Here is a 26,402-nt window from a genome sequence, read left to right as displayed (position 1 = left end):
CAACAGGAGGCAAGCGCGTGCCGGAACATACTTTCGATATGAACCCTACTAATGCCCGTACTCTAGGCGTGCTCGCCGAACCCGAGGTCACCGCCGAATTTGCCGATCGCAACGGGCGCGAAGTACGCGATCTGCTCAACCTCGCCGATGAGCGGCACGTCTGGTCAGTGGTGATTGAGTACCAGGATTTTACTGCCGGCAACGGGTTGGAGCCCATGTTGGGTTCCTTGGCGAAACATAGGAACCTCCGCGCATGGGACGTTATGGTTTGCCTCACCGACCTTCCAATACGGATGGATGGCCGGACTGTGGTCGCGGAGGTTGCGCTAGGCGAGCAGATCTCCCTTGTCTCCGTGCCCGCTCTCGGTGCCGTCAACATCGACCGCCGGGTCCGCACCGCCGTCGCGGATCTCAGCTGGGCGATGCACCGTCCTTTCGATCCCGAGGATGAAGCGGTGGAATTCGGTCCACTCTCGTTGCACAAATCTAGGCATATCGAGACCACCGTTCCCGACCAAGGGCCCATTGGGTTCCGCTACGTCTCAGCAACCCGTCTCGGCCGGGGACGACTACTGGCGGGCATGCTGCGGGCGAACCGTCCATGGCGGCTCGTCTTCGGCCTGAGAAGCGCGATGGCCGCCGCCATTGCCACCGGCGCTTTCGCCCTTGTCACGAACACTATCTGGCAGCTCGCAGACCTGCTCGGGGCGACGAGACTGACGTTGTTGATGGCACTTTCCATCAGTTCGATGGTGTTCTGGATTATCGTCCAGCACGATCTGTGGGAAAGCGCCAAACGCGACGATTCCCTCGAACGATACAAGGCTTCCTTATACAACATCTCTACGGTGTGGTCCCTGGTGATCGGCGTCGTGATCAGCTACTTCCTACTGTTCGTGGCTGTGCTGCTGGCCGCGGCGTTCACCATCGATAACACCCTGTTGGCGGTAACCCTGCAACACCCAGTGACCGTTTGGGACTTCGCCGAAGTCGCGTGGATGACCACTTCGGCGGCTCTTATCGGTGGGGCGTTGGGCTCGGGATTCGAGTCAAAGGACGACATTCTTCGGGCCGCGTACGGTCAGCGGGAACGTCACCGTCGCCAGTCAGTCGCCGACGGCGAATAACCCTCCCTATCGGCCACAGGTAGAATTTGCTGTCGGCCAACCACTCCAACATCATGATCACGAACCGCCCCAGGGACGCGGGGAGTCCGTCGCGTCTGGGACAGTCAGGTTCTTTGTTCTTTCCCTGCCGGTCAAAGACAGAGCGCACGGTTTTGGAAGGCGTGGAAGTGCTTGACGCTGAACTCGCAGGCGACGTACGCGCTCAAACGCTGACATTCAAGAACATCGTCAGGCTCGAACGGGGCGACATTCAGCGGCTTCTGCGAGGCGTCAGTCCCGCGATCCTAGGTATCGCCCTCAAAGGCGCTCCGGGCGTGGTCCTCGAAACGGTCCGCAACAATATCTCTGATCAAAATCTCTGATCGAAATAGGGAATTCCGGCCTTTCAAATGGTCGCCGCCGGCCCCGTCCGGGCGTCACAAGTGGAAGAGGCACAGGCCCGGATCATTCGTTCCCTCCGCGAAGAAACCGCAGCTCGAACCATGGTCATCCGGCGCGCTGAGGATGACGATCTCGTCGACGGATCTGCTCCGCCCAGCACCATGCCCCGGACGACACAGAAGAACAGTCACTCCACCGGCAAACGTCACCCAGGAAATTACGACGGCGGCGGGCTGGCCCGCATGGGCAACCCACCGCCGTCGAACTTAATAGCGTTCTAAGGAAATGCTACGAAGCTGACCCTGCCGCCGGGAACCGTTCCCACGCCCGGTGTGCAGAAAGCAGTTCCCGGACCACCGGAATCACCGTATCCGGACCTTCACCACTGGTGATCCCGGGGGCATCTTGAAGGATGCCGGCAGCGTCCAGAACAGCAGCACCCGGACCCCAGGCACCAATGGCTTTGCCATGACGGAAAGCTTCAGAAACCATGAGAACCACGCGCGGATCAAGGGTCACACCCGGTTCACCAGCCTTGGCATCGCGGCCCGGAATGGCATCGGCTGCTGGAATGCCTCCACCAGCCACAACAATTGCGTCGAATTCGGTGGAGCGCGCGGTGAGGTAGCTCCTTTGGACTGTCACCGAGGGACCATGCTCCGGCTCAAGCACGCCACCGGACGGCGCAATGACCAGGGGGACCATGCCTGCCGCATAAACCGCCTCGCGTGCCGCGGCCACCAAGGACAGGTCGCTTTCACTGTCCGCGATGATGCCCACGACGCGACCCGCAACAGGCCACTTCCCACCAATCTGGGACACGGCAGGGCTGGGCTCCGCGTCCGGTGTGTCAACGGTGGCCGCCGGAGCGGGCATCCCGAGGCCCTTGGCGACGGCAGCGCAAAGTCCGGCGTCAATATTGGCCAGCGCCATGAGTTGCCGTTCCCGGATCGCTTCTTCATAGCACTTGCCAAGCTCAAATGTGTAGGCCTGGATCACGTGGTCCTGCTCCACCGGAGTCAAACTGCGGAAGAACAGCCTGGCCTGGCTGAAGTGGTCATCGAACGACGCCGGGTTTCTCCGTTCCTTGATTCCTGCCGCGATTTCCTCAGGGACATCCACAAAGGCTCCAACGTCCTGCCCGGCCATAAAGGGGCAGCCACCATCAAGGGAATTCGGATGGTAAGGGGCCACTCCCCCGTGCACGGCAGTCTGGTGCATACCGTCCCGCAGCATGTCATTGACCGGGGCGTGGGGACGATTGATGGGAATTTGGGCGAAATTCGGTCCACCGAGCCGCGAAATCTGCGTGTCCAGGTAGGAGAACAGCCGAACCTGCAGCAGCGGATCATTAGTGACATCGATGCCTGGGACGAGATGTCCCGGGTGGAAGGCTACCTGCTCGGTCTCGGCAAAGTAGTTGGTCGGGTTGGCGTTCAGCGTCATCAGCCCGATCGGCTGAACGGGAGCCAGTTCCTCAGGGATGAACTTGGTGGGATCCAGGAGGTCGATACCTTCGAACATTTGATCTTCAGTGTCCGGGAACGTCTGGATGCCAAGCTCCCACTCCGGGTAAGCACCTGATTCGATCGCATCGGCCAGATCACGACGGTGGAAATCGGGATCCATGCCGTTGATAATCTGGGCCTCCTCCCACACCAAAGAGTGAACACCCAGCTTCGGCTTCCAGTGGAATTTCACCAGTGTGGTCTTACCTGCAGCATCCACCAACCGGAATGTATGGACGCCGAACCCTTCCATTGTTCGGTAGGAACGGGGAATTCCGCGGTCGGACATATTCCACATCGTGTGGGCTTGCGCCTCGGTGTGCAACGAAACGAAATCCCAGAACGTGTCGTGTGCACTCTGGGCTTGCGGGATTTCCCTGTCCGGATGCGGTTTCCCCGCGTGGATGATGTCCGGGAACTTGATGCCGTCCTGGATGAAGAAGACAGGAATGTTATTCCCTACCAGGTCGTAGGTACCCTCATCCGTGTAGAACTTGGTGGAGAAACCACGCGTGTCACGGACCGCATCAGCGGACCCCCTGGATCCCAGAACAGTGGAAAACCTCACGAACACGGGCGTTTCCACATCGGGCGCAAGGAACCCTGCTTTGGTGATTTTCGAAGCCGTGCCGTAAGAGCGGAACGTTCCGTGCGCCCCGGCTCCCCGGGCGTGAACCACACGCTCGGGAATTCTCTCGTGATCAAAGTGGGTGATCTTCTCACGCAGGTGATGGTCCTGCAGCAAAATCGGGCCCCGCGGTCCGGCCTTCAGGGAATGGTCTGTATCGCCGAGCCTTAGACCCTGGGCCGTTGTCAGGTACTGGCCGGACTGGGCACGCGAGTTTGCGGGGGCGCCGGTGGGGCTTCCTGTAGGTGACACGGCCTCCGGGCCCTGCTGATCAGGCTTTGGCGACAACGGCTCACGGGCCGCTGTCGGCTCATCCAGAGCCGGTCTCTCAATCGATGGAGCTCCTGGAATCTTGATGTTGTCCTCAACTGGCACTGCGCGTTCTCCTCGATGTTGATCGGCAAATCGATTACTGCACTCAACCAAAAAAGGTAAGCCTCCTTAGTACCCTAGAGGCCGGAGATCATGCTTGCAACGTCAGGTGAGCCAAAGAGAGCGGCCGGAACTGGATAACAGCAACGGATTAGAGACCACGGAGAAAAGCAGGCCTGTGGTCTAACCCGTGACTGGTGAGCCCGTAGAAGATGGGCAGAACCACGAAGATCACTGATGCGACGAGCGGATGAACGAGGACACCTGCCGCTCCGGCACCGAGGTACAGCACGACACCGGCAAGGGCGCGCGGGCGCTCGCGTACGAAGTAGGAATCCTCCACCTCTTCCTCGGTGAGCTCGGGATGCCTCGCCAAGTGCGAGAAGAAGACCAGCCATGACAGGCACAGCAGGGCCCCGACGATCGCGTACAGCGCGACCGCAACCCGCTCGTCGGCCAGATTGCCTGTCTTGGCTGTATCGATGATCACGGCTGTCGGCCAAGGCAAGAGTGCGAGGGTGGCGAGGATGCCCAGGTTGGCCCACTGCAGGCCGATGTCCATCTGCCGGATACGGGAGAAGGCAGATTTGTGGTTGAGCCAGATAACGGCCAAATAGCTGTAGGAGGCCGCGTAGGCCAGGTATGTCGGCCATTGACCGAGCAATCCGGCCAGCAGTTCCCCGGGTTCGGTCTCCGGTGGCGTGAGCTCAAGTACCAGTAGCGTGATAACGATCGCGATGACGGCGTCGCTGAACGCCTCGGCACGTCTTGTGTCCGAACGTGTCATTGCCCGCTGCCAAGCCTGTGCATGACGTTGGAGCTCTTTATCCGCTTTCGCCGGGCAATTTGTAAGCGAGCACGTCGACATTCTGAATGTTCGGTTCCGCGCTGAACAGCTCAGCTCCCTGAGCGGCCAGGGCTTGCCCTACACCCCCGGAGAGGTGGGTCTGGCGGGCGTCGTCATCGGGAAACACGTCGAAGACGCCGAAAGTCGATTCGTCGAACTGGAGGGCAAACCAGGCACGCGTACCTTGTTCCTGTTCAACGACCGAACGCGCGCTGCGGAGGAACTCGGCAACATCCTTTTCCTTGCCGGGCTTCGCCGTCAAAATCACAGATAACGCGACGGAAATCATGCTTCCTCCCCCACCGCGATCTGACGGATTCCATAATGCACGACAGTTTTCATGCGGAGCCTCCCTGGAACGGTACTGCGGCGAAGATGATGCGGACCGAACTGGCCTCGTGGCACCTCCTCAACCCTCAGAGGGAGCGGCGCGACGCACTGCCCAGTCTCCCAGTGATCTCTGGCCACCACAAGAGATGATCCATTCTGAAAATCTGGACCCGCCTTGGGTTCGCCGCTTGTCCACGCGCTCCTAAGGTGCGATGGTCAACTCGCTGATTGCGTCATTTTGCTTATTGAGCACAAACCGGTACTTGAGTTCGACGATTCCCCCGGGGAATGTCCCTTCAAGGCGGTTGACGACAGTTATGGTCCGGCCATCACTGTTGGCCCCAAGAAACGTGGTCGTGTATTCAAATTCGGATACGACCCGGTCCAGCCATCGCACGATTTCGGAAGTGCCGCGGTACCGGCGGCCGTCGTCGACAACCAAGGCATCGTCGTCGAACGTGTCTATGGCAGCTTTCCGCTCAATTCCCTGGGATCGATCCAGGTAAGTAGTGATGGGTGAGGGAAGGTCTGAGAGCAGGATTTCTTTTGTCATGAAGGTTTACTCCGTGGGTTCGGTGACGTGGGTGGCGCCTCGTGGCGGGATGTGCCCCCGCCGCTCAGGCCGGATTTAGTAACTTCTAATTTAGCAGCAACTAAGTGCTAGAATAGCAGTAACCAGGGAGGTGTCCGCAATGGGTGGCAAGATCCGACTCGAAGACAGGGAGTGCCCGCTCTCGACAGCATTGGGCTATGTGGGCGAGTGGTGGACGATGCTCATTCTGCATGACTGCTTCGACGGCTACAGCCGTTTCGATCAGTTCCAAGAGAACATCGGCTTGTCATCCAGCATGCTGACCAGCCGACTTCGTGTGCTCGTGGAACAAGGACTGCTTGAAAAGCGGCCCTACCAGTCGAATCCGCCCCGGCACGAGTACATCCTGACCGAAAAGGGGCGCTCCCTCCGACCGGTGCTGGTCGCGATGGCCGCATGGAGCAACTCCCGCCTTGACCCATCCGAACGCGCCATGATCCTTGTCGATAGCGAGACCGGCATGGAAGTCGAGCCCGTCCTGGTAGACCGCACGAGCGGTCGTCGCGTGGACGATCAGGCGCATGCCTTCACGGCCGGGCCAGCGGCAAGTCCTGCCATGCGGGCCCGGTATTCGGCCAGAGCGAACGATGGCTCGCACTAGCCGACCGAGTGCCGGACCCCGTCGCTGCGGGTCCGTCCCGCCATCCGCTGATGAGGGCCTGTTGGCGTCGGGGTCATTAGGGTGGAAGTAAACCCGCAGTAAGGACCACATGCACACCGTCACCAGCAGCCCCGCCGTAGATCGCCACTATGACTTGGTCATCATTGGCACCGGCTCCGGGAACTCCATACCCGGGCCCGGTTTCGAAGACCAGTCGATCGCGATCATCGAGGAAGCATCGTTCGGAGGCACCTGCCTGAACGCCGGATGCATCCCAACAAAAATGTTCGTGCACACAGCGGACACCGCACTCGAGACCCGCGAGTCAGCACGGCTGGGCCTTAACGCCTCCGCCAACTCCGTGGACTGGCCCGGCATCGTCCGCCGCATTTTCGAGGACCGCGTAGACCCCATCTCCGTCGCTGGCGAGGAATACCGGCGCAGCCAGCGGAGCCCGAACACGGACGTCTACGACCAACACGCCGTTTTCACCGGAGAACGCACCTTGCGCACCGGCCAAGGGGCCCACCAGAGGACCATCTCCGGTGACCGGATCGTCATCGCTGCAGGCTCCCGGCCCGTCGTCCCCGACGTCATCTCCGCCTCAGGCGTTCACTACTACACCAGCGAAGACATCATGCGGCTTCCGCAGTTGCCTAAATCCTTGGTCATCATCGGCGGTGGCTACATCGCCATGGAGTTCGCCCACATCTTTGATGCCCTCGGCACGGATGTCACGATCATTGCCCGCTCCACCCTCCTGCGGAACCTCGACGACGACCTGCACGACCCGTTCAACGACCTCGCCGCAGAGCGTTTCGATGTCCGGGCCGGCCGGACTACCGTCAGCGCCGAACAGAATGACCGCGGCATCACCATACGGCTCGACGACGGCTCAACCGCCACCGGGGAGGTACTTCTGGTAGCGACCGGACGTACCCCCAACGGAGACCTGATGGACCTGTCCGCCGCCGGGATAGAGACCATAGGCGGCGGGCGCATCAAAGTAGATGAGTATGGCCGGTCGACCTCCGCCGCAGGTGTATGGGCGCTCGGCGACGTCTCCTCCCCCTACATGCTCAAACACGTCGCCAACGCCGAAATGCGCGCCGTGCGCCACAACCTGCTGAACCCGGGAAACCTGCAGAAAATGCCGCACGACAACGTCCCTGCCGCTACCTTCACACACCCCCAGATCGCCACCGTCGGAATGACCGAGTCCCAGGCCCGCGAAAAGGGCCACAACGTGACAGTCAAAATCCAGGCCTACGGCGACGTCGCGTACGGCTGGGCAATGGAAGACACCACCGGCATCTGCAAACTCATCGCCGACAAGGACACCGGCAAACTCCTGGGCGCCCACTACATGGGCCCCCAGGCTTCAACGCTGATCCAGCAAATGATCACCGTCCTGGCCTTCGACCTCGACGTCCGCGAGTTTGCCGCGAAGCAGTACTGGATCCACCCCGCACTACCGGAGGTCACCGAAAACGCCCTGCTCGGCCTGACGTTCGACCAGACGTAGACGCACGCGCGGCTCTCCCTCGATGCGCCGGGCGGCCGGGATGCGGTTTCCCCACTTCCGGGGACACAACGGGGTAGCACCGACCGAACAACGTGCCGTGCACGCATTGTGGGGGCATGAAACGCAGAGGTGTCCATCTGCTGTGGCTGTTACTGCCGGCGGCTGCTATGACAAACAGTTGCGGAGCAGCCTGCGATACCGCAATGCGGTTCAGCATCCTCGATGTTGACCTCTCGTCAGTGCCCGGTCATGACCCTCTCGAATTTATCGTCGAGGGCCTTGACCGGGCCAACCAGGATGCCTGTACGGCAAACAACTCGGGCAAACGCTTCGACGCGGGAACGGAAAGTTCCGTTCCCCTGTGGCTCGGCGTCAAATCGGTTCGCATCACCGTATTTGTCCGAGGGACCACGCAAATTGCCGCCATGGACTCACTGGACCCTATTCCCTGGGATCCACCCATAAAACAGGGGCCAGGTGGCCCGACTCCTTCGCACGCGAACTGGAAACCGGTACCCCGGACTCCTCTTGCCGGCGACCAGCTCCCGTTCGCTCTCAGCACCGGACTGCCCTGACTCGGCCGCGTACAGACGCCTTCGAGTGCAATACCGGATCGCGAACCAACAAGGCTCGCCGCCGAAGATCCGGGCGATACCATTCATCAAACGTCCTGCGGGTTTCGAAGTCGGCAGCCTCGGGGGTAGCAACTGCAATTGTCCCAGGCGCACCTCAGTGAATCAGATCCGGCCGTATGCGCCAGGCATCAGGATTGAAGCCCGCTGACGCCGAGGGATCGCGTAGCACGCGGACGCAAGCAGTGTCCTCAAACGGTGGACACGGTTGTTGGCGTTGCGTGCTTCTGACTTCAAAGGTGATGGCCACGGCGTTCGGCGCTTTCCAACCTGCTCTGCTTGGGCCCGTGGGTCTGGCGCCTTGAACTGGACAAAGGACGCCCTGCTACAACTTGAAGGAAGGTTCCTCCTCGGACCTGACCCGTACGGCCAACTCACGCCTCTTCAGGGTTGCGTTGCTCGTTGTCGGTCGAAGCGGAGATGAATCTCTCTACGGCCGTTTCGGGCCGGAGCCGGTCCTCGGGGCTGATGTCTCCTGCGAAGGCGAGCCATTGATAGAAGCGATCGCCACGGTTAATGAGTTCCTTATAGAGGCGCAGCCGCAGGTCTTTAACGGTTTCCTTGTAGACGGGCACGTCGATGGCATTGTTGAGTTCGTCCGGGTCGGTTTCAAGGTCGTAGAACTCATCGATGCCCTCGGGGTTCGCGATGTACTTGTACCGTACGTCCCGGATCATCCGCTGCGCGTATGGGAAATGGTGGCCGTGGAATTCACACACCATCTCGGTCCGCCAGTCTTCCGGCAGGCCGCCGTCGGTGGCTGGCATCAGGGAACGACCCCGGATGCCGCCGGAGTCACCGTCTGCAATGTCAATGAACGTAGCGGTGAAGTCCTGCAGGGAGATGAACTTGTTCTCGCGGTGGACCGTCTGGCCGGGGGCGGCAAGGATGGCAGGAATCCGGTAAATGTCCTCGTACATGGCCGGTCCCTTGTCGTTCATCCGGTGCGCGCCGGTGAACTCTCCGTGGTCCGCAGTGAACATGGTGACGGTGGAATCAGCCAGTCCAAGTTCCTCAACGGCGGCCATGATCCGGCCCACCTCATGGTCGATCATGGACACGTAGCCCCAGTAGACCGCAGTGAGCTTCTTCCATTCCTCCGTACTGAACGATTCCGTGGACCAGTATTCGGCGTAGGTCTGCTGCACCATGGGTTTGCCATTAAAAGTCTCCGCGAAGGAACCGGGCAACTCGATGCCCGCCGGATCCACCAGGTCGTACCAATGCCGGGGTATCAGGTAGGGCAGATGGGGGCCGAAGATGTGGCAGGACAGGAAGAACGGCTCGACGGCGGTGCTTCCGTCGCGCGCCACGGCGAACTCGCGCAGCTTTTCAATGGTCTGGTCCGCGAGCCATGCTTCAAAGGTCGCCTCGGTGGGTTGATCCGTGACACCGGCGATCAAGTGGCCCTGCGTGCCGTCCCGCTGAGTGGTGTAGACGGGGTCAACGATCCGGAATCCGGGGAAGCCTTTCTCTTCAAGCCAGGAGACATACCCGGGGTGGTCGAAGGTGTTCAGGGCACCGGCCAGATGCTCTCCTTCGAAGCCGTAGTAGTCAGGTCCGCGGTGTCGGCCCACATGCCATTTGCCCACGTGCCCCAGCCTGTATCCCTGTTTGATCAGCTGGTCGGCGAAGGTGGGTGTGCCGTCCGGTAGTTCTTCCCGGTGGCCCGAGTTCCACTCGTAGTTGGACAGCAGCCCGTGTTCGAAGGGGTGCTGCCCGGTCAGCAGGGATGCTCGGGCAGGCGTGCAGATTGCGGTCGGGGTGTAGGCACGTTCGAACACGGTGCCGCGGGCTGCCAAGGCATCCAGGTTCGGCGTGTGGCCGCTGGTGTTTCCGTAGCAGCCCAGCGTGTCGATGCGTTGCTGATCGGTCATGAGGAAGAGGATGTTGTTTCCAACATCGGGCTTGTTTCCAGTCACCGGGGCTAGACCTTCTTTGCGTTGGCGTAAAGGGCGCTGTCATAGAACTTGTCGGGGCTGGTCACCGCTGTGAGTTTCTTGTCAGTGACGAACTGTTCCTGTAGTCCGGTGAGCCACTTGCCCACCGTGCCGTCCGTGCTGAGTTTTTCCAGTTCGGCGCTGATGAAGGTCTTGGCAATTCCGGCCTGTGGTTTGAGGACCTCCTCGCCAAGTTTGAGGAACCCGGCTGTGGCGGTGATGGTGGCTGCCTGATTGTCCTGGCGGTAGTCGTTGGATGCCTTGACCACGCCAATAAACCGAGTGGCGAGCTCCTTGTCCTTTTGGGCCCGTCCAGGCTGAGCCACGTAGGTGCTGGGGAAAGTCAGTTCGGAGACGTAGTCCTCGTTCTTGGCGAGCTCTACCATCTCCGGAATCCGGGCCTTGATGGTGTCTATCAACGGATACCACAGAGCTGCGCCGTCGATCTGCTTTGAAGCAAACGCCGACACCGCGGTGGAGGGATCCATGGGCACGATGTTGAAGTCGCTCCGCTGCAGGCCGTCTTTCTTCAGTGCGAGGCTGAGCAACTGATCCCCTGACGTGCCGGCTGGGACACCGATCTTCTTGCCTTTGAGATCAGCGAGAGATGTGACACCGGGCTGGGCGATGATGCGGTCCGCGTTGGAGACAGAGTTGATGGCCCAAATTTCGGCCTTGCCTGAGGCAGGAAGCCACAGTGCGCCGGAACCAATGTAGGCGACGTCTACGTTGTTGGTGCCCAAGGCCTGGATGGCGAGCGGGCCGTTGGTGAACGGCACAAACTCCGGCTTGAGGCCGGCCTTGGCCCAGAAGCCTTGCTTGTCCGCCACGGCAAGGAGGGCAGCACCGTTGTAGTCGGCGATGTAGCCCACCTTGATGGGCAGTGGTGACGGCGCCCCGGATGGCGCCGGGGTGGCGGCCTGGCCGGAGCAGGCGCCCAGGACGGCGACGGCGCCGAGGCCGAGCCCGGCGGTGAGCAGGTTTCTGCGGTTGAAGTCTTTCATGGGTGCCTCCAGTGGAATACGTGAATAAAAGTGTTGGTGGTGCTGAGGTTCAGTTGTCGTCAGCTTGACCTGGCTGGTTGTAGACCGCGTCCCATACCTGGGCGCGGAGGTCGGCGTATTCGCGGGTGAGGCGCAGGTTGTTGTCCCGCGGGTAGGGAAGGTTCACGTCGATCGCCTTGTAGATACGTCCCGGACGGGCGGCCATGACGATCACCCGTGACGCGAGGTAGACGGCCTCGTCGACGTCGTGGGTGACGAACAATACGGTGCGGCGTTCCCTTCCCCAGGTTTCAAGAAGCTGTTCCTGCATGTGGACGCGGGTCAGGGCATCGAGTGCGCCGAAAGGCTCATCCATGAGGAGGATTTCGGGGTTTACGGCGTAGGCGCGGGCGATGGCGCAACGCTGCTTCATACCGCCCGAGAGTTCCTTGGGCAGGGCATCTGCGAAGCGACTCAGACCCACCAGGTCCAGGTAGTGGTCAACGACCCTGCGGCGTTCGGCAGCCGGCTTCTTCTGCAATTCCAGACCGAACTCGACGTTCTTGCGGACAGTGAGCCAGGGGAAAAGCGCGTATTGCTGAAATATGACGCCGGTGCGTGGACTGGGTCCGTCCACTGGTGTTTCGTCCACCACCACCTGGCCACTGGTGGGTTGCAGCAGTCCGGCGGCCGCATTGAGCAGCGTGGACTTACCGCAGCCGGAGGGGCCTACTACCGTGACGAATTCGCCATCGGCGATATTCAGGGAGACGTCCTCGACGGCGGTGAAGCTGGTTTTGCCGACGACGAATTCCTGGTGGATGTTTTCAAAGCGGATCATGGTTTTGGTCTGGGTAGTCATGTTCACTTCCTAGCGGCGTTCTTGCCAGCGGGTCAGCCGGGCCTCGAGCAGGAGCAACGCCCGGTCCATGATGAGGCCCAGGGTGCCGATGCAGATGAGCTGGACGAAAATGGTGGGAAGGTCGTAATACAGCTGGGCTTGCTGCATGCGAAAACCGAGGCCGCTCTGTGCTGCGATAAGTTCCGCCGCCACTACGGTGGCCCAGGATGCGCCGAGGCCGATCCTCATGCCGACCAGAATGAACGGGCTTGAGGCTGGCACGACCACCCGGCGGAACACCACGAAGCTGGAGGCGCCAAGGACGCGGGCCGCGTTGATCAGAGTCTTGTCTACGGTCACCACGCCCTGGAACGTAGCCACGACGCAGGACAGGAACGATGCCAGGAAGATGACGAAGATCTTAGGGGTCTCGTCGATGCCCATAATCACGATCGCCAGCGGGATGATCGCCAGCGGCGGCACGGTGCGGAAGAACTGTACGTAGGGTTCCGCTGCGGCACGGATCAACGGATACCACCCCATGAGGAAACCTACGGGAATGGCCAGAATGGTGCCCAGCACAAAACCGGTGAGAACACGGGCCAGGCTGGCCCCCAGGTCCGAGGGCAGCACACCGGTGCTGACCAACTCCACGGCCTTGTCCAGGACTGCCCGCGGTCCGGGAATGACCACCGCCCCGGTGGCAGAGGCAAGTGCCCAGAGGCCAATGCCACAGACGACGGACAGAACGCTGATGAGCTGCAGGGACGTGCGCCCGATGCGGCTTTCCCGGCTTGCGGCCGGTTGTCGCGCCGACTTTGTTGGCTTTCCCGGCGAAGAAGGGGAGGTGCCCGAACGCTTACTACCAGGGACTGCCGGCCCCTCTTTGATGTTGCCTGTTGCGGCGAACTGCGATGTCATGCGGATCACTCTAATGTGTGATTTGACTAACGACAATGCCTTTTACATAAATCGTGATGCTTTCGCTTCCTGAAGTGTTCTCCAGGTGCCTGCGGCGGATATGATGCTCCTATGCCCGAGCTAACAGAAGCAGGATCAACCGAGCGGCAGATCGTCGAGATTCTCCTGGCGGAAGGTCCGGCCACCCGGCTGGCGCTGCAGCAGCGCCTGGGGATCTCCCGCCCCACCCTCTCCGGCGCCGTGACGCGTTTGATGGGCCGCGGCTTGCTTGAGGAGACCGGCATGGCCGCCTACGGGGAAGGCCGAAATGGAAGGCCACAGGCACTTTTGGCTCCCAGGAGGAGTGCGGGAGCCGCTTTGGGCATCGAGCTCGGACGCGCCCGTGTGGCAGTCACGGTGACAACCGTGGATGGCACGATCCACGCCCAAAAGCTCACCACCGTCGATAGCGGGCTATCCATCCAGAAACGACTGGGAGTGGCGCTGCATTCGTTGCGCACACTCATCTCTGCCGGTGTCCTGAACCCCTCGTCGGTCCTGGGCACCGGGATTGGCATAGCAGGACGTCATCTTCCGTCCACCCTGGACGGAAGCGGGGGAACCACCGACCCGGAGGGAGTCAGCTTCGAAAAGCTCCGAAAGCTCATCCCCGCACCCGTTCTCTGGGACAACAACACGCAGCTCGCGGCCGTCAGACACTTGGGAGAACTAACCTCCGGGGTCGGGCGCGCGGGCCTGCTGTACGTGGTTTTGTCCACGGGAATAAGTGCCGGCATTGTTGACGGCGCATCGACGTTCCGGGGCGGCCATGGCACGGCGGGCGAGTTGGGGCATATGTGCGTGGACCCCGCGGGGCCGAGTTGCTGGTGCGGCTCGCGTGGGTGCCTTGAAGCTTGCATCGGCCTGGATGTTGTTATCGAACGTGCGCGTGCGGCGGGGCTTCGCGTCGACGACATATCCGGGCTGGCGGTCTTGGCGAACGACGGCGATGCTGCCGCCCGGCACCTTGTCACCGAGGTTGGCCGCACCTTGGGAATCGCCCTCAGCGGAGCCTCCATGCTGATCGACCCGCGACGCATCATCCTCAGCGGGAAACTTGCCAGCCTGGGCCCGCGACTGCTCGATGCTGCCGAGCGGGAAGTCAATGCGCGGCGCGATGCCGTCATGCTTCCTCGCCCGGAGTTGATCCTGCACGAGGGATCCGAATTCGACGCCAGTCACGGCGCTGCCCTCAGCGCGCTGCATCGTTGGGGCGCGAACTTCATGTTCAAGACGCAGAGCCCAGATCACTAATGAGTTATTCATTTACTTAAGTCAATTTTCGATCCAACCTAAGCAAGCTCACGCGCAACAGTCTCATCTGCCCGCTGACGGCCCCCACGACCGAACAGGCCACCCGGCAGCCAGGCCCAACCCGGCAGAGACCCGTGTCAACAATTGTCAACGCTTAAAAGCAAAAACCCCTCTGACGAGTGGGTATGCCGTGCCCGAAGGTGGGACTCGAAGGCGATTCAGGGCTTTGGAAACACTGGGAAATGGCGAAAACATGCGGAATCCGGGGCATTCCGGCGGAAGAACGGGGCAATCCGTGGTGGAAAGGGTGGACATTGTCCCCACTGCTCATTTACCTCCGATTAGCCCGGGTCTGGTAGCAGGGCACGGCAACTTCGTATGTCTTGCATCAAACGAAGCCGTCCCCGTCGCACTGCGCACGGCCCGACCGCGACGAGGTGGCGCCCCTTAGCGTTTCGACTAAGAGACGCCACCGGTCAACCTGCGGGAATCAGGCTTCCAGCGTCACCGTCGTGGCGCCGGGAACCCGCGCAGCCTGGAGTTCCAGCAGTTCGGCCCGGAGTGAGGTATCCAGAGCCGCATCCAGAACGGTGAGTGCCAGGACGGTGGCGCCGTCGAGAATGGCTTCGTCCGCCTCCGGTGAGATGGCGGCGGCGGTGAAGTCCGGGTGGTGCGGGACCGCGGTGCTGTTGCGGACCACCACCATGCCGTGCACGGACGGGACTACCTGGGAAACGTTGCCCATGTCGGAGGAACCGCCCCCGAAGATGGGCGTCGTGTCCACGGGCCTTCCGACGGTTTCCATGTTGGCGTCCCATGCTTCGCCCAGCCCGACGTGGGTATTGAGCGGGGCGTAGGGGTGCTCGGTCTGCCGGTGGGTCCAGGTGCAGCCGGTGGCGATGGCCGCACCTTCGAAGCACGCGAGGACGCGCCGCTTGAGGTCCCGCCAAACATCAACGTCTCCCGCGCGGACTTCCACCTGAACCGTGGAGTCGCCGGCGATGACGTTGGTGGCACCGCCGCCGTGCGAGATGAACGCGTTGGTGTTTGCGTTCTCCGGCAGGTGCTGCCGCAGGACGGCCATGTTCATCAGCGCCAGGCTCGCCGCCGCGCCTGCGTTGATGGCCTTGTCCGGGGCTCCGGCTGCGTGGGCTTCGCTGCCTTTGAACTGCACTTCGAAGCGCTCGACGGCGGCCATACCAATGGCCGCCGCACTCCGCTCAGCGCCCGTCATGCCATGCACCATAAGGGAGAACGCTGCGTCCTCCCACGCTCCGGCCTGAAGCAGCGAGACTTTTCCGCCGCCGTGTTCCTCCGCGGGAGTGCCGAGGAGTTTGATCCGCAGTCCGGCGGCGTCGGCCACGGGCTTAAGGGCCAGCGCAGCGCCGACGCCGGCTGCGGCGATCATGTTGTGCCCGCACGCATGGCCGACTTCGGGGAGGGCATCGTATTCGGCACAGATGACCACGGTCAGTTCGCCGGTGCCGTAGACGGCCTCGATCGCCGTCGGAACATCATAGGCGCGTTCGGTCACCTCGAAGCCGCCGTCGCGGAGGACAGCGGCCACGGCCGCTGCTGAGTCGTGTTCCTCCCAGGAGATCTCTGCCAGTGCATGGACCTTGTGGCTAAGTTCAAGGATGGAAGGCCCGACGGCGGCAGCGGACTCGCGTACGGTGTCGCGCAAAGTGTCCTGGGAGGTGGTGTCGATGGAAACGGTCATTGTTGATCCTTCGTGTCGAGGTGGATTAGTTGGCAGGTTCGAGGACGTCGTCGGCATTCGATGACGATGTGGTTGATTCGACCGGTGTGGCCCGGGCAGGCCGGATGAACAGAACGGCCACGGCGAAGATGACGCAGACTCCGGCGCAGATCCACCAAACGGCGTGGAAGGACAGTTCGGTGGCCGCCCGCGTTCCGGCGGCTGTTGGTGTGGTGAGTGCTGCCATCAGCAGCGCGAAAAGAGCACCGGCGACTCCTCCGGCGGCGGTGCGGGCTGTGTTGTACAACCCCGAAGCGATCCCCACTGAATCGGCTGCTGCCCGCTGGACCACCAAAGTGGGGAGCGTGCCGCTGACCAGCCCCGCGCCGAGTCCGGCCATGACGAGCCACACCGCGAAGGTCACCAGGGTACCCGGCGCCAGAATCATGAGGACGTACGCGATGGCGCTGAGCCCTCCCCCAAGGGCAACACTCCGTGGGCCGCCGATCAGCCGGGATGCCCGGTCGCTGAGCGAGGCACCCAGGAAGGCCGCAAGAGCCATGATGCTGAGCATTGTTCCCGCGGCAGAGGCAGCAGCGCCGAAGCCGAATCCAAGCGTGGCCGGATCGGAGCGCAGGTAGACGGAGATGGGTGCTTGGGCGCCGAACAGTTGCGCGCCGTAAAGGAAGGCGACGACAATCGGAAGGCCAATGCCGCCACGAAGGAGCATGGTGAGGTCCACCAGGGGGTGTTCTGTCCTGCGGGCTGAAACCACCCAGCCGGCCAGGAGGGCGATGCCGACCGCCATCGCGAGGGCCGTGGTCAGCGGCGGCCACGTTGAGAGATTCGAAGCGCCTCCCAGGAGAGCAGCCAAGCCACCGCCAAGCAGTGCAGCACCGAGATAATCCACCCGCCCTTCGCTCCGCAGCGGGCTTTCCTTGACGAAGAACGCGATGCCAGGAACGCACAGGGCCATGAAGATCGCCGGCATCAGCAGAGTGATGGAAAGGCTCTCAGTCGCGTCGAGGACAATTCCGGCCAGGAGACCGCCGATGGTTGCGCCGAGGGTCAACGCCGCCACAAGCCTGCCGATGCTTCGCCCGGAGCGTTCAGAGTCGCGTTGATGGACGATGGCGAATTCCAAGGGGAGGAAAACGGCCAGCGGGGCTTGGATAGCACGTCCCAGAAGGAACAGTTCATAGTTTGGGGCGAAGGCAACCAAGACGGAAGCCGCGGCAACGATAGCCGTGGAGATCATGAGTATCCGCTTGTGGCCGTGGATGTCACCCAGCTTGGACAGCAAAGGGACCACCAGCACTGTCGCCAGCAAGTAGGCGGCGCTGATCCAATTCAGCGATGCTGCCGAGACTCCATGGTGTTCACCAATGGAAGAGAAGAGAGGATTCAGCCAGCCCTGAAGTATGCCACTGCCAAGCTCCATGACCACCAGGAAACCGACGGCTCCTGCCGCCGTAGTGGATTTCTGCGCCGTTGTACGCATGTGCGCTCCGATGTGATGAGAAGTGAACGGGATCACAACATCATGGAAGTGCCGTGTTTCCAATTGATGAAATTGCAGCTTTCCGTGGCTATTCTGTCGTCTATGCCGGAAAACATGCTTGATCCACTCGAGGAGCGCCTCATCCATGCTCTTCAGATCGAAGGTCGGGCGCCGTGGAGTGAACTGGCCCCCATGATCGGAGTCGACGCCGTAACCCTCGCCAGGCGCTGGGACTCGCTGCGGGAACGCGGGCTCGCGTGGGTCACCGGCATCTTCCCCGACGGAGCATCGGCCCTGGTGGACATCACCTGCAAGCCCCAGCAAACGGGCGACGTGGCCCGCCAATTGGCGCAGATCCCGGAAGTGATGACCCTCGACCACACCTCCGGCGGACGGGATCTGTTGGCCACGGTCCTCGCCGACACCCCGCTCTCCATCTGGGACACAGTCACCAACCGCATCGGCGGCTTGGAAGGCGTCAGGAACACCCAGACGCATCTCGTTACCGAAGTAGTCATGGAGGCCTCCGATTGGAGGCTCCGCGCACTCACACCGCAGGAGGCAGCCAGGGTCCCCCGCCCCCGCCCACCACGGGCACGGGCGCCGCGGACCGTGCACCCTGACGTCGAAGCAGCGCTCCGCCATTGCCTGGCCGAAGATGGGCGGCGCCCCGTCAGCCGCATTGCCGCAGAACATGGACTCAGCGAACAGCGCGTCGCGGATGGGCTGGCCCGCATGCGCGCCGATGGCATGCTGCGGATACGCACGGACGTCGCACGCACGGTCACGGGTTGGCCTGTCTATGCCTGGTACTTCATGCGGACCGCCGCCAAGCACGTTCAGCAGATGAAGGGGCTCATGGCTAAGATTCCTGAAGCCCGAACGGCGCTGGCCGTCGCAAGCCAGTACAACTTGGTGGTGGCGGTCTGGCTGAAGGAAATGTCCGATGTCATGCGCTTCGAGGCTGCCATGGAAGCTGCCGTGCCGAGCGCCCGCATCGTTGACCGCAGCGTGGTGTTCAGGATGAGCAAGCACCTCGGCCGGCTCATCGATGAACAAGGGGCCGCGACGCTGGGATTCGTCCACCCGTCGTCGGAAAGTAGCTGAGACCGCAGTTCTGAGGTTAAGTGGTCCTAAACCCTGGGAGGTCCCGTGCTCGATATCCGACGCCTGCAAATCCTCAAGACCCTTGAGGTTGAGGGAACCATGACGGCCGTTGCCGCCAAGCTCCATATGACAACGTCGGCGGTCAGCCAGCAGTTGGCCGTGCTTGAACGGGAGGCCGGGCTGGCGCTCCTGATCCGTGCCGGCCGGAAAGTGCGGCTGACGGAAGCCGGAGTCATGCTGGTGAAGCATTTTGGCCGGATAGCTGCTGAAGTTGAGGCGGCCGAGGCGAACTTAAAGAAGCTCCAGACAGATGTCCGTGGACACCTCGCCATCAGCGCTTTCCCCAGCTTTTGCAGCACGGTGCTCCCCGCCGCCGTTATGTCCCTTCAGGCCAGCTACCCGCGACTCGTCATCACCGTGTCCGACCTCGAACCATTCGAAAGTGTGGCCCAGTTGAGGGAAGGGCACATCGACGTCGCAGTGGTGGATGACCTGCACGACATCCAGGATGAGGGGCTCGTGAAGACTATTCTGGCCCGCGATGAAATCATCCTCTGCCTCCCCCAGGACCGGGAGGCACCGGACGCTGCGACGCTGGCCGACTACGCCGATGAACGGTGGATCCTGGACCAGGAAGGCAGCGTTTTTGAGCAATTCGTCCTGCAAACCTGCCGCGACGCTGGATTCGAGCCGAACGTCATAGCCCACTGTCGAAACCTGATGGCCACCCTGGGATTGGTCCGTGGTGGCCTCGGGGTCGCTCTGATGAGTGAACTGAACCTCGGCCGGGAAACGGACGACCTGGTGGTGCGTCGCGTAGATCCAAGCTGCGGCCGCAACATCATTGTCTTGCACCGGGCGGCCAGCCGGGAATCGCCGGCCGTAGCGGCCGTCGTCGACGAACTGCGGAAAGCGACTGACGCCCGCCCCAAAGCGTGACGCGCGCGGGAGTCCAGGCGAATTGTTAAGTTCTGCTTGACGTTCTGTTCAAAAGTTTCCGATAGACGCTGACCGCATTCGCACCCAAGCTGGTAGCAGACCCCACACCAAATCTGCACCGGAGGTATGCCATGGCTTTAAGTGCCCTTGACCTTTTCTCAATCGGAATCGGCCCCTCGTCGTCCCACACCGTGGGGCCGATGCGCGCCGCCCGCGCGTTCGTCGAAGTACTGGAGAGGGAAGGAAAGTTCGACGCCGTTGATCGCCTTCATGCTGGACTGTTCGGTTCGCTGGGGGCTACCGGACGCGGGCACGGCTCGGATAAGGCGGTCATCCTGGGATTCATGGGCGAGTCGCCGGAAACCGTTGACACAACGACGGCAGACACTGTGGTCAACGAAGCCACTGAGGCCGGGAAGATATTGCTTGCAGGGCGCCGAATGATCACCTTCAACAGAAGCAAGGACGTGGTGCTCCATCTGCGCAAGTCATTGCCTGCGCATCCAAACGGCATGCGGTTCCAAGCCTTCGACAATCAGGGGAGAATGCTGAGCGAACGCGTCTACTACTCAGTGGGCGGCGGCTTCGTCGTTGACGAGCATGACGTTGGGAACTCGCATCCCGAGACGACACAACTCCCCTACCCGTTCTCCGACGCCGAGGAACTGTTGGCCCACTGCAAGCGTGAAGGCCTTTCCATCAGCGACGTCATGCTCGCCAACGAAAGCGCTTGGCGCAGCGAGGAGGAAACCCGCGCGCAGTTGATGCACATCTGGGAAACCATGAAAGAGTGCGTGTCACGCGGCTGTAGCCGAACGGAAGAACACCTGCCCGGGAACCTGATGGTCCGCCGTCGTGCGCCGCGGCTGCTGGCGGACTTGCAAGCGAAAGACGACACCAGCGATCCCTTGCGTGCAGTGGACTGGGTGAACCTGTTTGCCCTGGCGGTGAACGAAGAGAACGCCACGGGTGGACGCGTCGTCACCGCCCCCACCAACGGCGCTGCCGGAATCATTCCAGCGGTGCTGCACTACTACATGATGTTCACACCCGGAGCCAACGAAGAAGCAGTAATCCGATTCCTCCTCACCGCAGCTGCCATAGGTGTCCTGTTTAAGCAGAACGCCTCCATCTCCGGCGCCGAAGTCGGCTGCCAAGGGGAAGTCGGCTCAGCCTGTTCCATGGCAGCGGGCGCACTGTGCGAAATTCTGGGCGGCACACCCCAGCAGGTGGAGAACGCCGCCGAGATTGGTATCGAGCACAACCTCGGGCTGACCTGCGACCCCGTTGGTGGCCTGGTCCAGATCCCGTGCATCGAACGCAACGCCATGGCCAGCAACAAAGCCATCAACGCTGCGCGGATCAGCCTGCGCGGAGACGGCGTCCACCACGTCTCGCTTGACACAGCCATCAAGACGATGCGCGAGACAGGAGCAGACATGAAAAGCAAGTACAAAGAAACGTCCCGCGGCGGCCTCGCTGTTAACGTGATCGCTTGCTAAGGCCCGCAGCGGCCTCCCCTGATTGATCGACAGCAGGCGGAGGATCCTGGGTCAGAGCCCTGATGCCCACCACGGGTGACAGCATTTCCGGCTGGAACTTCTCCACGTCAGACCAGCACGCCCAGTCCAGCACGCCAAGCCACGGGCTGTTCACTCTGCGGTGCTCAACCCGTGCTTGTGGGCTCCGAAAGGTTCCGGCTTTCAAAGGTCGACACCCAAGGCTGACTCAGGGATTTAGTCCGTTCCGGATCTATATCGAATCTTTCCTTGACAGAGCCATCCCGCGGCCCTAAATTTAGTGCAACCGATCTCAGCAACCGATCTCAGTCCTACTTCTGAAAATGCAACCGATCTCAAAGGAGAGATTCGATGAACCAATCGGCTTCTCCCTACCGTCGAAGTCCCGCATTTAGCACGCGTCGCTTGAGCACGGCATGCTCCCACATCAGCACACCCATTCACAGGAGAAATTCATGATCAAAAAGCGATGGGGCTTGGCGCTCGTAACAGCCGTTGTGGCCGGCCTTGCCCTCAGCGGCTGTTCACCCTCAGCTACGGAACCCAAAGGTCCCGTGACTCTGAACTACTGGGACTTCCTCGATCCCAGCCAGGCTAATCCGCGTTCAAAGGCACTGAAGGAAAACATTGCCAAGTTTGAGGCGGCCAACCCGGACATCAAGATCAACCTCTCCGTCGTTTCGTTGGGCGACATGTTGAACAGACTCCCTCAGGCCGCGGCAGCAGGTCAGGCCCCTGATGTCTTCAAGATGTTCACTCCCGTCGTTCCCCAGATGGCATCTGCCGGCGTCTACTCCCCTCTGCCGGACGCCGCCTCGAAGGTAACTGATTGGCTGCGTCCTACAGACACTCTTGCGGGGCCCGACGGCAAGCCTGTTGCAGTGCCGTACGAATACCGAACCTGTGCCCTGTACTACAACCAAAAGATCCTTAGCCAGATCGGCGCGGCCGTCCCGACCACATACAACGAGGTTGTCGAAGTCGCCAAGAAGGCTGCCGCCGCTGGCTTTACCGGGTTCGGGACGGGCTTCTCGGACACAGATAACTCAGCCATCATCAGTACCTTCTTTAACTGCTTCATGTCCCAGGTGGATCAGGAAATCTGGAACAAGGATGGTCAAGCTGATTTCGCGACGGACAAAGGCAACGAGTTTGGTGACTTCCTGGCCAAGCTCAGGGACGCAAAGGCTCTTGGTAGCAACGTCGTATCCGACACGTACGGCACGGTAGCTGACGGCATGGCGAGCGGCACTGTCGCGATGGCGGTCCTGGGCACAGAACGAGCGGTTTCCTTCGGCTCGCAGAACAAGGACCTCAAGTGGACGGCCCTGCCGAAGGCGAGTACCGGCGACACGACAGGTACCACCATTGGATGGACCTTGGGGATCGGAAACGGCAGTAAAAACACCGAGGCTGCCTGGAAGTTTATCGAGTACATGACCGGGCCGGAAGCCGGTGCGCTGATGGCAACCGGCGGTGAGGTACCCACCCGTGCCGCCACCTACCAGCAACCGTTCTTCTCCACTCCAGAGGCAAAAACGGTCAACGACATCGCGGCCTACGTCAAGACCAACAGTGAACCACGCACGTATTCCAATACATGGACCGCGCTTGCCACTGGCCTCTCCCAAGCCGGGCAGAAGCTGACTCTCAACGGCTCATCAGGCAACGACTTTATTCGTTCCGCCCAGGACGCGGCCAACAAGAAGTAGCCGCCCGAAATAGGGGGAGCCTGGGAAACCAGGCTCCCCCTGGAAGGGACAGATAATGTCAACCAAAAGCCCCATCCGCAGCCCACGCAAGACCCCAACGTCGCCCTTAGGCACCCAGACCCGCCGCCGAGTCCGTAGGGATCGAATGGTATGGCTCTACGTCCTCCCGGTCAGCGCCGTCTTCCTCTTTGTATTTGTGGGGCCGCTCATCTACACAGCGTGGACGGCCCTGCACGAGACGTCGTATTACCAGATTGGCAAATTCTCGGGTCTGAATTCCTTTGCCCGATTGTTCTCAGACTCCGACCTGCCGAGCCGCATATGGACAACCTTGGTGTTCTCGCTCGGGGCCTTGGTAATCGCTTTGCCGGCAGGGCTGCTATCTGCAATCGTGCTCAACAACCTTCACCGCTTCAAGCGTTCGGTCCGGAGCCTCTTCCTCCTTCCCTGGCTGATGTCCCAGGCCACTGCAGGAACAATCTGGCTGTGGTTCCTCAACCCCAACTACGGCCCAGCATCAGCGATCACCAAGTCCCTCGGGTTCGGTCCCACGGACGTATTCTCAACACCGACCAGTGCGCTGGTTGCAGTAACACTGATGACAGCCTGGTGGTCCTACCCGCAAGCGATGCTCCTCTTCCTGGGCGCCCTTCAAACGATTCCTGAGGAGCTCCGCGAAAGCCTCAAAGTGGACGGCGGCGGTATTTGGCACCAGTTCGTGAACATCACGCTGCCCTACTTGCGCAACACCATCGTCTCCGTCGTGGTCGTCCTTCTCATGCTCTATGTGCAGATGGTCACCATCATCCTCGTCACCACAAGAGGAGGCCCCATCGGTTCTACAGAAACCCTGTCCATGCGGGTCTATAACCAGATGTTCGACAAGTTTGATCTCTCCGGAGCATCAGCAACGGCAATCCTGCTCTTCGCCGTCAACATTGTCCTGACCCTCGTCGCCATTCGCTTCCGACGGAAGGAAAGCCTGTGAGCATCACAACCCCGCGCCGCCAGCGGCGCTTGGGCAGTTTCATCCGGGCAGTCCCTGCCTGGGCGTACATCATCCTCTCCGCAACGGTCGTACTCCCGCCGGTCGCATGGATTGTGTCCACGTCACTGAAGACCGGTTCAGGCACACTGGAATTCCCGCCAAAATGGATACCGGCCCCATTCTCATCCGAGGGCTATGTCGGCCTTCTGACCTCGACCAACATCCGATTCTTCGTAAATTCCCTCATCTATGCCGGCGGCTCTATCGTCCTGGCTCTGGCCATCTGTATCCCTGCGGCGTATGTGGCCACAAGGTATCGGAGCCGCCGCATGGAAACTCTGATGACAGGGATTCTGGTCCTGTCCATGGTCCCGGCCATCGTAGTCTTTATCGCGCTGTACTCGATGTTCGTCAAGACCGCATTAATCAACACTTACCCCATGATGATCATCGTCTACACGGCAATCATCTGCGGACAAACCATCCTGTTCTTACGTAATTTCATCGAGAATATTCCTGTGGAAATCGAGGAAGCGGCCGCCATCGATGGCTGCTCCCGGATGCAGATCCTGTGGCGCATCATCCTCCCTCTCATCCGTCCTGGTATCGCTGCCGTCGCCATCTTCATCTTCGTGTTCGTTTGGAACGACTTCCTTGTCGGAACTGTCCTCGCCACCACTGAAGACATGAAGACCGTGCAGAACGGCATAGTGCGATACATAACCACCGGCTTCGGTAGCTTCTGGGGACTCTTCGCCGCCTTCATCGTGGTTGCCTTCATCCCTGTTCTCTCAATCTTCCTGGCATTCCAGCGCTGGTTTGTGGCCGGCATGACCTCCGGTGGTGTCAAGGGGTAAGTCGACGCACCAACCAGCCGCACTCTCCCGCAACACACAAAAAGCAGGCCCTGTGACCGTCGCCGACGGCTCACGGGGCCTGCTTTTGCACAACATTGAGCGGAGCTCTTGCACCCCCGAAGCAGTCGGGGGTGGCGGGGCCGGCGCGTCATTCAGCCGGCGGGCGCCTTACGTGTCCTGGCTTGGGCGCCAGTCCGGCGGCTGAATCAGCTCCACACGATTTCCGTCAGGATCGAGGAGGTAAACCAACCACCCGCCGGCAATGGGGCCCGAGGTCGGGGCAACGGGTTCAGACACCGCGCTGTAACCCAGCGCTGTCATCCTGGCGTAAACCTCTCGAACGTCAATGTCTGTAAAGGCCAGGTGAGCTGTGCCCGGTTGCGCCCGTGATGGATCAACTGCTGGCAGTAGCGGCTCGGCATGTGCTAGTTCCAGCCGGAAGGATCCGTCGCTGGTAGCGAGAAGCATGGCTCTAACGGTCACGTCAGGACGGCCGTAAAGTTCTCCGATATATGGTCCCGACGTCCAGGCATCCAAACGCGCCAGTCCGAGGCCATCCACATAGAATCGCTCGCTCCGCTCCATATCTGTGACGTGCAGGGCAGTGTGGTGATGTCGCATTATGTGTCTCCTTCGTAGGTCAGGGACTCGTCTCTGACTGCTCAATGACCTTCCTGGATGAGGGCAGCCCTATGGCGTTGATGTTGCTCCGGGTGAGTCAAGGGCACACAGCCACGGGCCGCCAATGGACAAGCTCTGTCGGGTGTCTCAGGTTCCTATTCCCAGATGTGCCCCGCCGGCCACGTCCAAGGACACCCCCGTGATGTAGCGGTTGTCGGGATCTGAAAGGAACAGGATGGCCCGGGCTACTTCATCGGGTTCAGCGAACCGGCGCATCGGCAGCTGCGCTGCCCTCTTCGCTCGGTTGGCTGCAGCGTCCGGACCGGAATCCCGGGCAAATTGTGCCCACATGGGTGTGTTCACCGGTCCTGGTGCGATCGCGTTTACAGAGATTCCATTGGGTCCGAGCAGTTCGGCAAAGGACCACATGATGTGGAGGACGGCGAGCTTGCTCGCGTTGTAGGGCAGGTAGTTGAGGCGTGATTCTTTGGCCGCAACTGAGGACAGGACCACGATGGAGCCGGCCGTGCCGGTCGCAAGCATGGATTTTGCGGTCTCCCGGACCATGGTGAAAGTCGCGGTGGCGTTGATCCTCAGGATGGAGTCGAACTCTTCGGTGGTTGTTTCCATGATGTCCGGGGTGGGACCGAGCACTCCTGCTGCATGGATGAGGACATCAACACGGCCGTGTTGGGCTTGGATGTCCTGTATGACCGTAGCGCATTGTTGTTCCGAGGTGATGTCGAGGGGGTAAAACGCCTCCAAGGACTGGTCCTCTTTGGGGGAACGATCGGCGCCGATGACCTTGGCTCCGGCGGCTATGAGTGCGGTGACCGCGGCGTCGCCGATTCCTCCGCTTGATCCCGTTACCAGGACCACTTGGTCTTTGAGGCTCATCGGTTCTCTCCGTTCCGGGTGCAGCTCGAGCGCAGTGCTC

25 protein-coding genes are annotated in these 26,402 nt (G+C 61.2%); 13 read left to right on the top strand and 12 right to left on the bottom strand.

All coding sequences use genetic code 11. The features are described 5' to 3' along the window. Positions 1-38: 38 nt before the first annotated feature. The 3 genes from PV760_RS11170 (at position 39) to PV760_RS11160 (ending at position 1,789) form a co-directional block, all read left to right on the top strand. The gene (locus PV760_RS11170) at positions 39-1,127 is read left to right on the top strand and encodes a hypothetical protein (RefSeq protein WP_354627756.1); all 1,089 of its coding nucleotides are present in this window, start codon (positions 39-41) and stop codon (positions 1,125-1,127) included. 167 nt (positions 1,128-1,294) lie between these two features. Then, positions 1,295-1,489, top strand: a complete 195-nt coding sequence (locus PV760_RS11165; RefSeq protein ID WP_354627755.1) for a FliG C-terminal domain-containing protein — start codon at positions 1,295-1,297, stop codon at positions 1,487-1,489. Between the two features lie 60 nt (positions 1,490-1,549). Then, positions 1,550-1,789: a hypothetical protein gene (locus tag PV760_RS11160; RefSeq protein WP_354627754.1), complete on the top strand. Its 240-nt coding sequence runs from the start codon at positions 1,550-1,552 to the stop codon at positions 1,787-1,789. 7 nt (positions 1,790-1,796) lie between these two features. Here PV760_RS11160 and PV760_RS11155 read toward each other — a convergent pair whose 3' ends face one another. The 4 genes from PV760_RS11155 to PV760_RS11140 form a co-directional block, all read right to left on the bottom strand. After that, positions 1,797-4,019, bottom strand: coding sequence for a catalase (locus tag PV760_RS11155; protein WP_354627753.1), 2,223 nt, complete (start codon positions 4,017-4,019; stop codon positions 1,797-1,799). A 148-nt stretch (positions 4,020-4,167) separates the two neighbouring features. Next, on the bottom strand, positions 4,168-4,803 hold the full coding sequence (locus PV760_RS11150) for a TMEM175 family protein (RefSeq protein WP_275779156.1): 636 nt from the start codon (positions 4,801-4,803) through the stop codon (positions 4,168-4,170). Between the two features lie 37 nt (positions 4,804-4,840). Then, entirely contained in the window at positions 4,841-5,152 is a 312-nt protein-coding gene (locus PV760_RS11145; protein WP_018778597.1) for a putative quinol monooxygenase, read from the bottom strand. 243 nt (positions 5,153-5,395) lie between these two features. Continuing rightward, a complete protein-coding gene (locus tag PV760_RS11140; RefSeq protein WP_354627752.1) occupies positions 5,396-5,746 on the bottom strand; it encodes a hypothetical protein in 351 nt (116 codons plus the stop codon). Between the two features lie 139 nt (positions 5,747-5,885). Between PV760_RS11140 and PV760_RS11135 the strand changes: the two genes are divergently transcribed. The 3 genes from PV760_RS11135 to PV760_RS11125 all read left to right on the top strand — a co-directional run bounded on the left by PV760_RS11135 (position 5,886) and on the right by PV760_RS11125 (position 8,486). Next, positions 5,886-6,386, top strand: a complete 501-nt coding sequence (locus PV760_RS11135; RefSeq protein WP_354627751.1) for a winged helix-turn-helix transcriptional regulator — start codon at positions 5,886-5,888, stop codon at positions 6,384-6,386. Between the two features lie 109 nt (positions 6,387-6,495). Continuing rightward, positions 6,496-7,911: a mycothione reductase gene (gene mtr, locus PV760_RS11130; protein WP_354627750.1), complete on the top strand. Its 1,416-nt coding sequence runs from the start codon at positions 6,496-6,498 to the stop codon at positions 7,909-7,911. 116 nt (positions 7,912-8,027) lie between these two features. Beyond that, positions 8,028-8,486 (top strand): hypothetical protein, encoded by a 459-nt coding sequence (locus PV760_RS11125; protein WP_354627749.1) that lies wholly within the window; start codon positions 8,028-8,030, stop codon positions 8,484-8,486. Between the two features lie 431 nt (positions 8,487-8,917). On the opposite strand, the gene PV760_RS11120 is transcribed toward PV760_RS11125, so the two are convergent. Genes PV760_RS11120 through PV760_RS11105 form a run of 4 tightly spaced genes read right to left on the bottom strand, consistent with a single transcriptional unit; the run spans position 8,918 to position 13,228 of the window. Continuing rightward, the gene (locus PV760_RS11120; protein ID WP_354627748.1) at positions 8,918-10,465 is read right to left on the bottom strand and encodes a sulfatase family protein; all 1,548 of its coding nucleotides are present in this window, start codon (positions 10,463-10,465) and stop codon (positions 8,918-8,920) included. Positions 10,466-10,470: 5 nt separating this feature from the next. Next, the gene (locus PV760_RS11115) at positions 10,471-11,487 is read right to left on the bottom strand and encodes an aliphatic sulfonate ABC transporter substrate-binding protein (protein ID WP_354627747.1); all 1,017 of its coding nucleotides are present in this window, start codon (positions 11,485-11,487) and stop codon (positions 10,471-10,473) included. A 49-nt stretch (positions 11,488-11,536) separates the two neighbouring features. Beyond that, entirely contained in the window at positions 11,537-12,328 is a 792-nt protein-coding gene (locus PV760_RS11110; protein WP_354627746.1) for an ABC transporter ATP-binding protein, read from the bottom strand. 9 nt (positions 12,329-12,337) lie between these two features. Then, positions 12,338-13,228 (bottom strand): ABC transporter permease, encoded by an 891-nt coding sequence (locus PV760_RS11105; RefSeq protein WP_354627745.1) that lies wholly within the window; start codon positions 13,226-13,228, stop codon positions 12,338-12,340. 111 nt (positions 13,229-13,339) lie between these two features. On the opposite strand from PV760_RS11105, the gene PV760_RS11100 reads away from it, so the two are divergent. After that, complete coding sequence (locus PV760_RS11100) at positions 13,340-14,521, top strand: ROK family transcriptional regulator (RefSeq protein ID WP_354627744.1); 1,182 nt, start codon at positions 13,340-13,342, stop codon at positions 14,519-14,521. 490 nt (positions 14,522-15,011) lie between these two features. Here PV760_RS11100 and PV760_RS11095 read toward each other — a convergent pair whose 3' ends face one another. Continuing rightward, positions 15,012-16,241: an amidohydrolase gene (locus PV760_RS11095; RefSeq protein ID WP_018778602.1), complete on the bottom strand. Its 1,230-nt coding sequence runs from the start codon at positions 16,239-16,241 to the stop codon at positions 15,012-15,014. Between the two features lie 25 nt (positions 16,242-16,266). Then, positions 16,267-17,721, bottom strand: coding sequence for an MFS transporter (locus PV760_RS11090; protein ID WP_354627743.1), 1,455 nt, complete (start codon positions 17,719-17,721; stop codon positions 16,267-16,269). Positions 17,722-17,835: 114 nt separating this feature from the next. Between PV760_RS11090 and PV760_RS11085 the strand changes: the two genes are divergently transcribed. The 6 genes from PV760_RS11085 to PV760_RS11060 all read left to right on the top strand — a co-directional run bounded on the left by PV760_RS11085 (position 17,836) and on the right by PV760_RS11060 (position 24,844). Further along, entirely contained in the window at positions 17,836-18,828 is a 993-nt protein-coding gene (locus PV760_RS11085) for an Lrp/AsnC family transcriptional regulator (RefSeq protein ID WP_235338904.1), read from the top strand. Positions 18,829-18,873: 45 nt separating this feature from the next. Continuing rightward, positions 18,874-19,767: a LysR family transcriptional regulator gene (locus PV760_RS11080; RefSeq protein WP_055976335.1), complete on the top strand. Its 894-nt coding sequence runs from the start codon at positions 18,874-18,876 to the stop codon at positions 19,765-19,767. Between the two features lie 131 nt (positions 19,768-19,898). Then, a complete protein-coding gene (locus PV760_RS11075; RefSeq protein WP_079581315.1) occupies positions 19,899-21,269 on the top strand; it encodes an L-serine ammonia-lyase in 1,371 nt (456 codons plus the stop codon). A gap of 473 nt (positions 21,270-21,742) precedes the next feature. Continuing rightward, positions 21,743-22,999 (top strand): ABC transporter substrate-binding protein, encoded by a 1,257-nt coding sequence (locus PV760_RS11070; protein WP_354627742.1) that lies wholly within the window; start codon positions 21,743-21,745, stop codon positions 22,997-22,999. Between the two features lie 145 nt (positions 23,000-23,144). Then, positions 23,145-23,987 carry a carbohydrate ABC transporter permease gene (locus PV760_RS11065; protein ID WP_018778608.1) on the top strand — a complete coding sequence of 281 codons (843 nt, stop codon included), beginning with the start codon at positions 23,145-23,147 and terminating at the stop codon, positions 23,985-23,987. After that, entirely contained in the window at positions 23,984-24,844 is an 861-nt protein-coding gene (locus PV760_RS11060) for a carbohydrate ABC transporter permease (RefSeq protein WP_018778609.1), read from the top strand. Before PV760_RS11065 ends, PV760_RS11060 begins: the two co-directional genes overlap by 4 nt. Positions 24,845-25,012: 168 nt before the next feature. Here PV760_RS11060 and PV760_RS11055 read toward each other — a convergent pair whose 3' ends face one another. Further along, positions 25,013-25,465 (bottom strand): VOC family protein, encoded by a 453-nt coding sequence (locus tag PV760_RS11055; RefSeq protein WP_079581317.1) that lies wholly within the window; start codon positions 25,463-25,465, stop codon positions 25,013-25,015. A 147-nt stretch (positions 25,466-25,612) separates the two neighbouring features. Continuing rightward, on the bottom strand, positions 25,613-26,362 hold the full coding sequence (locus PV760_RS11050; protein ID WP_079581318.1) for an SDR family NAD(P)-dependent oxidoreductase: 750 nt from the start codon (positions 26,360-26,362) through the stop codon (positions 25,613-25,615). Positions 26,363-26,402 lie beyond the last annotated feature (40 nt).

The organism is Paenarthrobacter sp. CC6 (genome assembly GCF_040560085.1).
Lineage (GTDB): Bacteria > Actinomycetota > Actinomycetes > Actinomycetales > Micrococcaceae > Arthrobacter > Arthrobacter nicotinovorans.
This window is presented reverse-complemented; position numbering and strand designations above follow the sequence as displayed.

Excerpts from the sequence above, each read along its gene's own strand:
- PV760_RS11135 (WP_354627751.1), top strand. The coding sequence starts at position 5,886 with ATGGGTGGCAAGATCCGACTCGAAGACAGGGAGTGCCCGCTCTCGACA.
- PV760_RS11140 (WP_354627752.1), bottom strand. The coding sequence starts at position 5,746 with ATGACAAAAGAAATCCTGCTCTCAGACCTTCCCTCACCCATCACTACT.
- PV760_RS11115 (WP_354627747.1), bottom strand. The coding sequence starts at position 11,487 with ATGAAAGACTTCAACCGCAGAAACCTGCTCACCGCCGGGCTCGGCCTC.
- PV760_RS11125 (WP_354627749.1), top strand. The coding sequence starts at position 8,028 with ATGAAACGCAGAGGTGTCCATCTGCTGTGGCTGTTACTGCCGGCGGCT.
- PV760_RS11090 (WP_354627743.1), bottom strand. The coding sequence starts at position 17,721 with ATGCGTACAACGGCGCAGAAATCCACTACGGCGGCAGGAGCCGTCGGT.
- PV760_RS11065 (WP_018778608.1), top strand. The coding sequence starts at position 23,145 with ATGGTATGGCTCTACGTCCTCCCGGTCAGCGCCGTCTTCCTCTTTGTA.
- PV760_RS11055 (WP_079581317.1), bottom strand. The coding sequence starts at position 25,465 with ATGCGACATCACCACACTGCCCTGCACGTCACAGATATGGAGCGGAGC.
- mtr (WP_354627750.1), top strand. The coding sequence starts at position 6,496 with ATGCACACCGTCACCAGCAGCCCCGCCGTAGATCGCCACTATGACTTG.
- PV760_RS11085 (WP_235338904.1), top strand. The coding sequence starts at position 17,836 with ATGCTTGATCCACTCGAGGAGCGCCTCATCCATGCTCTTCAGATCGAA.
- PV760_RS11150 (WP_275779156.1), bottom strand. The coding sequence starts at position 4,803 with ATGACACGTTCGGACACAAGACGTGCCGAGGCGTTCAGCGACGCCGTC.
- PV760_RS11050 (WP_079581318.1), bottom strand. The coding sequence starts at position 26,362 with ATGAGCCTCAAAGACCAAGTGGTCCTGGTAACGGGATCAAGCGGAGGA.
- PV760_RS11170 (WP_354627756.1), top strand. The coding sequence starts at position 39 with ATGAACCCTACTAATGCCCGTACTCTAGGCGTGCTCGCCGAACCCGAG.
- PV760_RS11100 (WP_354627744.1), top strand. The coding sequence starts at position 13,340 with ATGCCCGAGCTAACAGAAGCAGGATCAACCGAGCGGCAGATCGTCGAG.
- PV760_RS11110 (WP_354627746.1), bottom strand. The coding sequence starts at position 12,328 with ATGACTACCCAGACCAAAACCATGATCCGCTTTGAAAACATCCACCAG.
- PV760_RS11075 (WP_079581315.1), top strand. The coding sequence starts at position 19,899 with ATGGCTTTAAGTGCCCTTGACCTTTTCTCAATCGGAATCGGCCCCTCG.
- PV760_RS11095 (WP_018778602.1), bottom strand. The coding sequence starts at position 16,241 with ATGACCGTTTCCATCGACACCACCTCCCAGGACACTTTGCGCGACACC.
- PV760_RS11145 (WP_018778597.1), bottom strand. The coding sequence starts at position 5,152 with ATGATTTCCGTCGCGTTATCTGTGATTTTGACGGCGAAGCCCGGCAAG.
- PV760_RS11070 (WP_354627742.1), top strand. The coding sequence starts at position 21,743 with ATGATCAAAAAGCGATGGGGCTTGGCGCTCGTAACAGCCGTTGTGGCC.
- PV760_RS11105 (WP_354627745.1), bottom strand. The coding sequence starts at position 13,228 with ATGACATCGCAGTTCGCCGCAACAGGCAACATCAAAGAGGGGCCGGCA.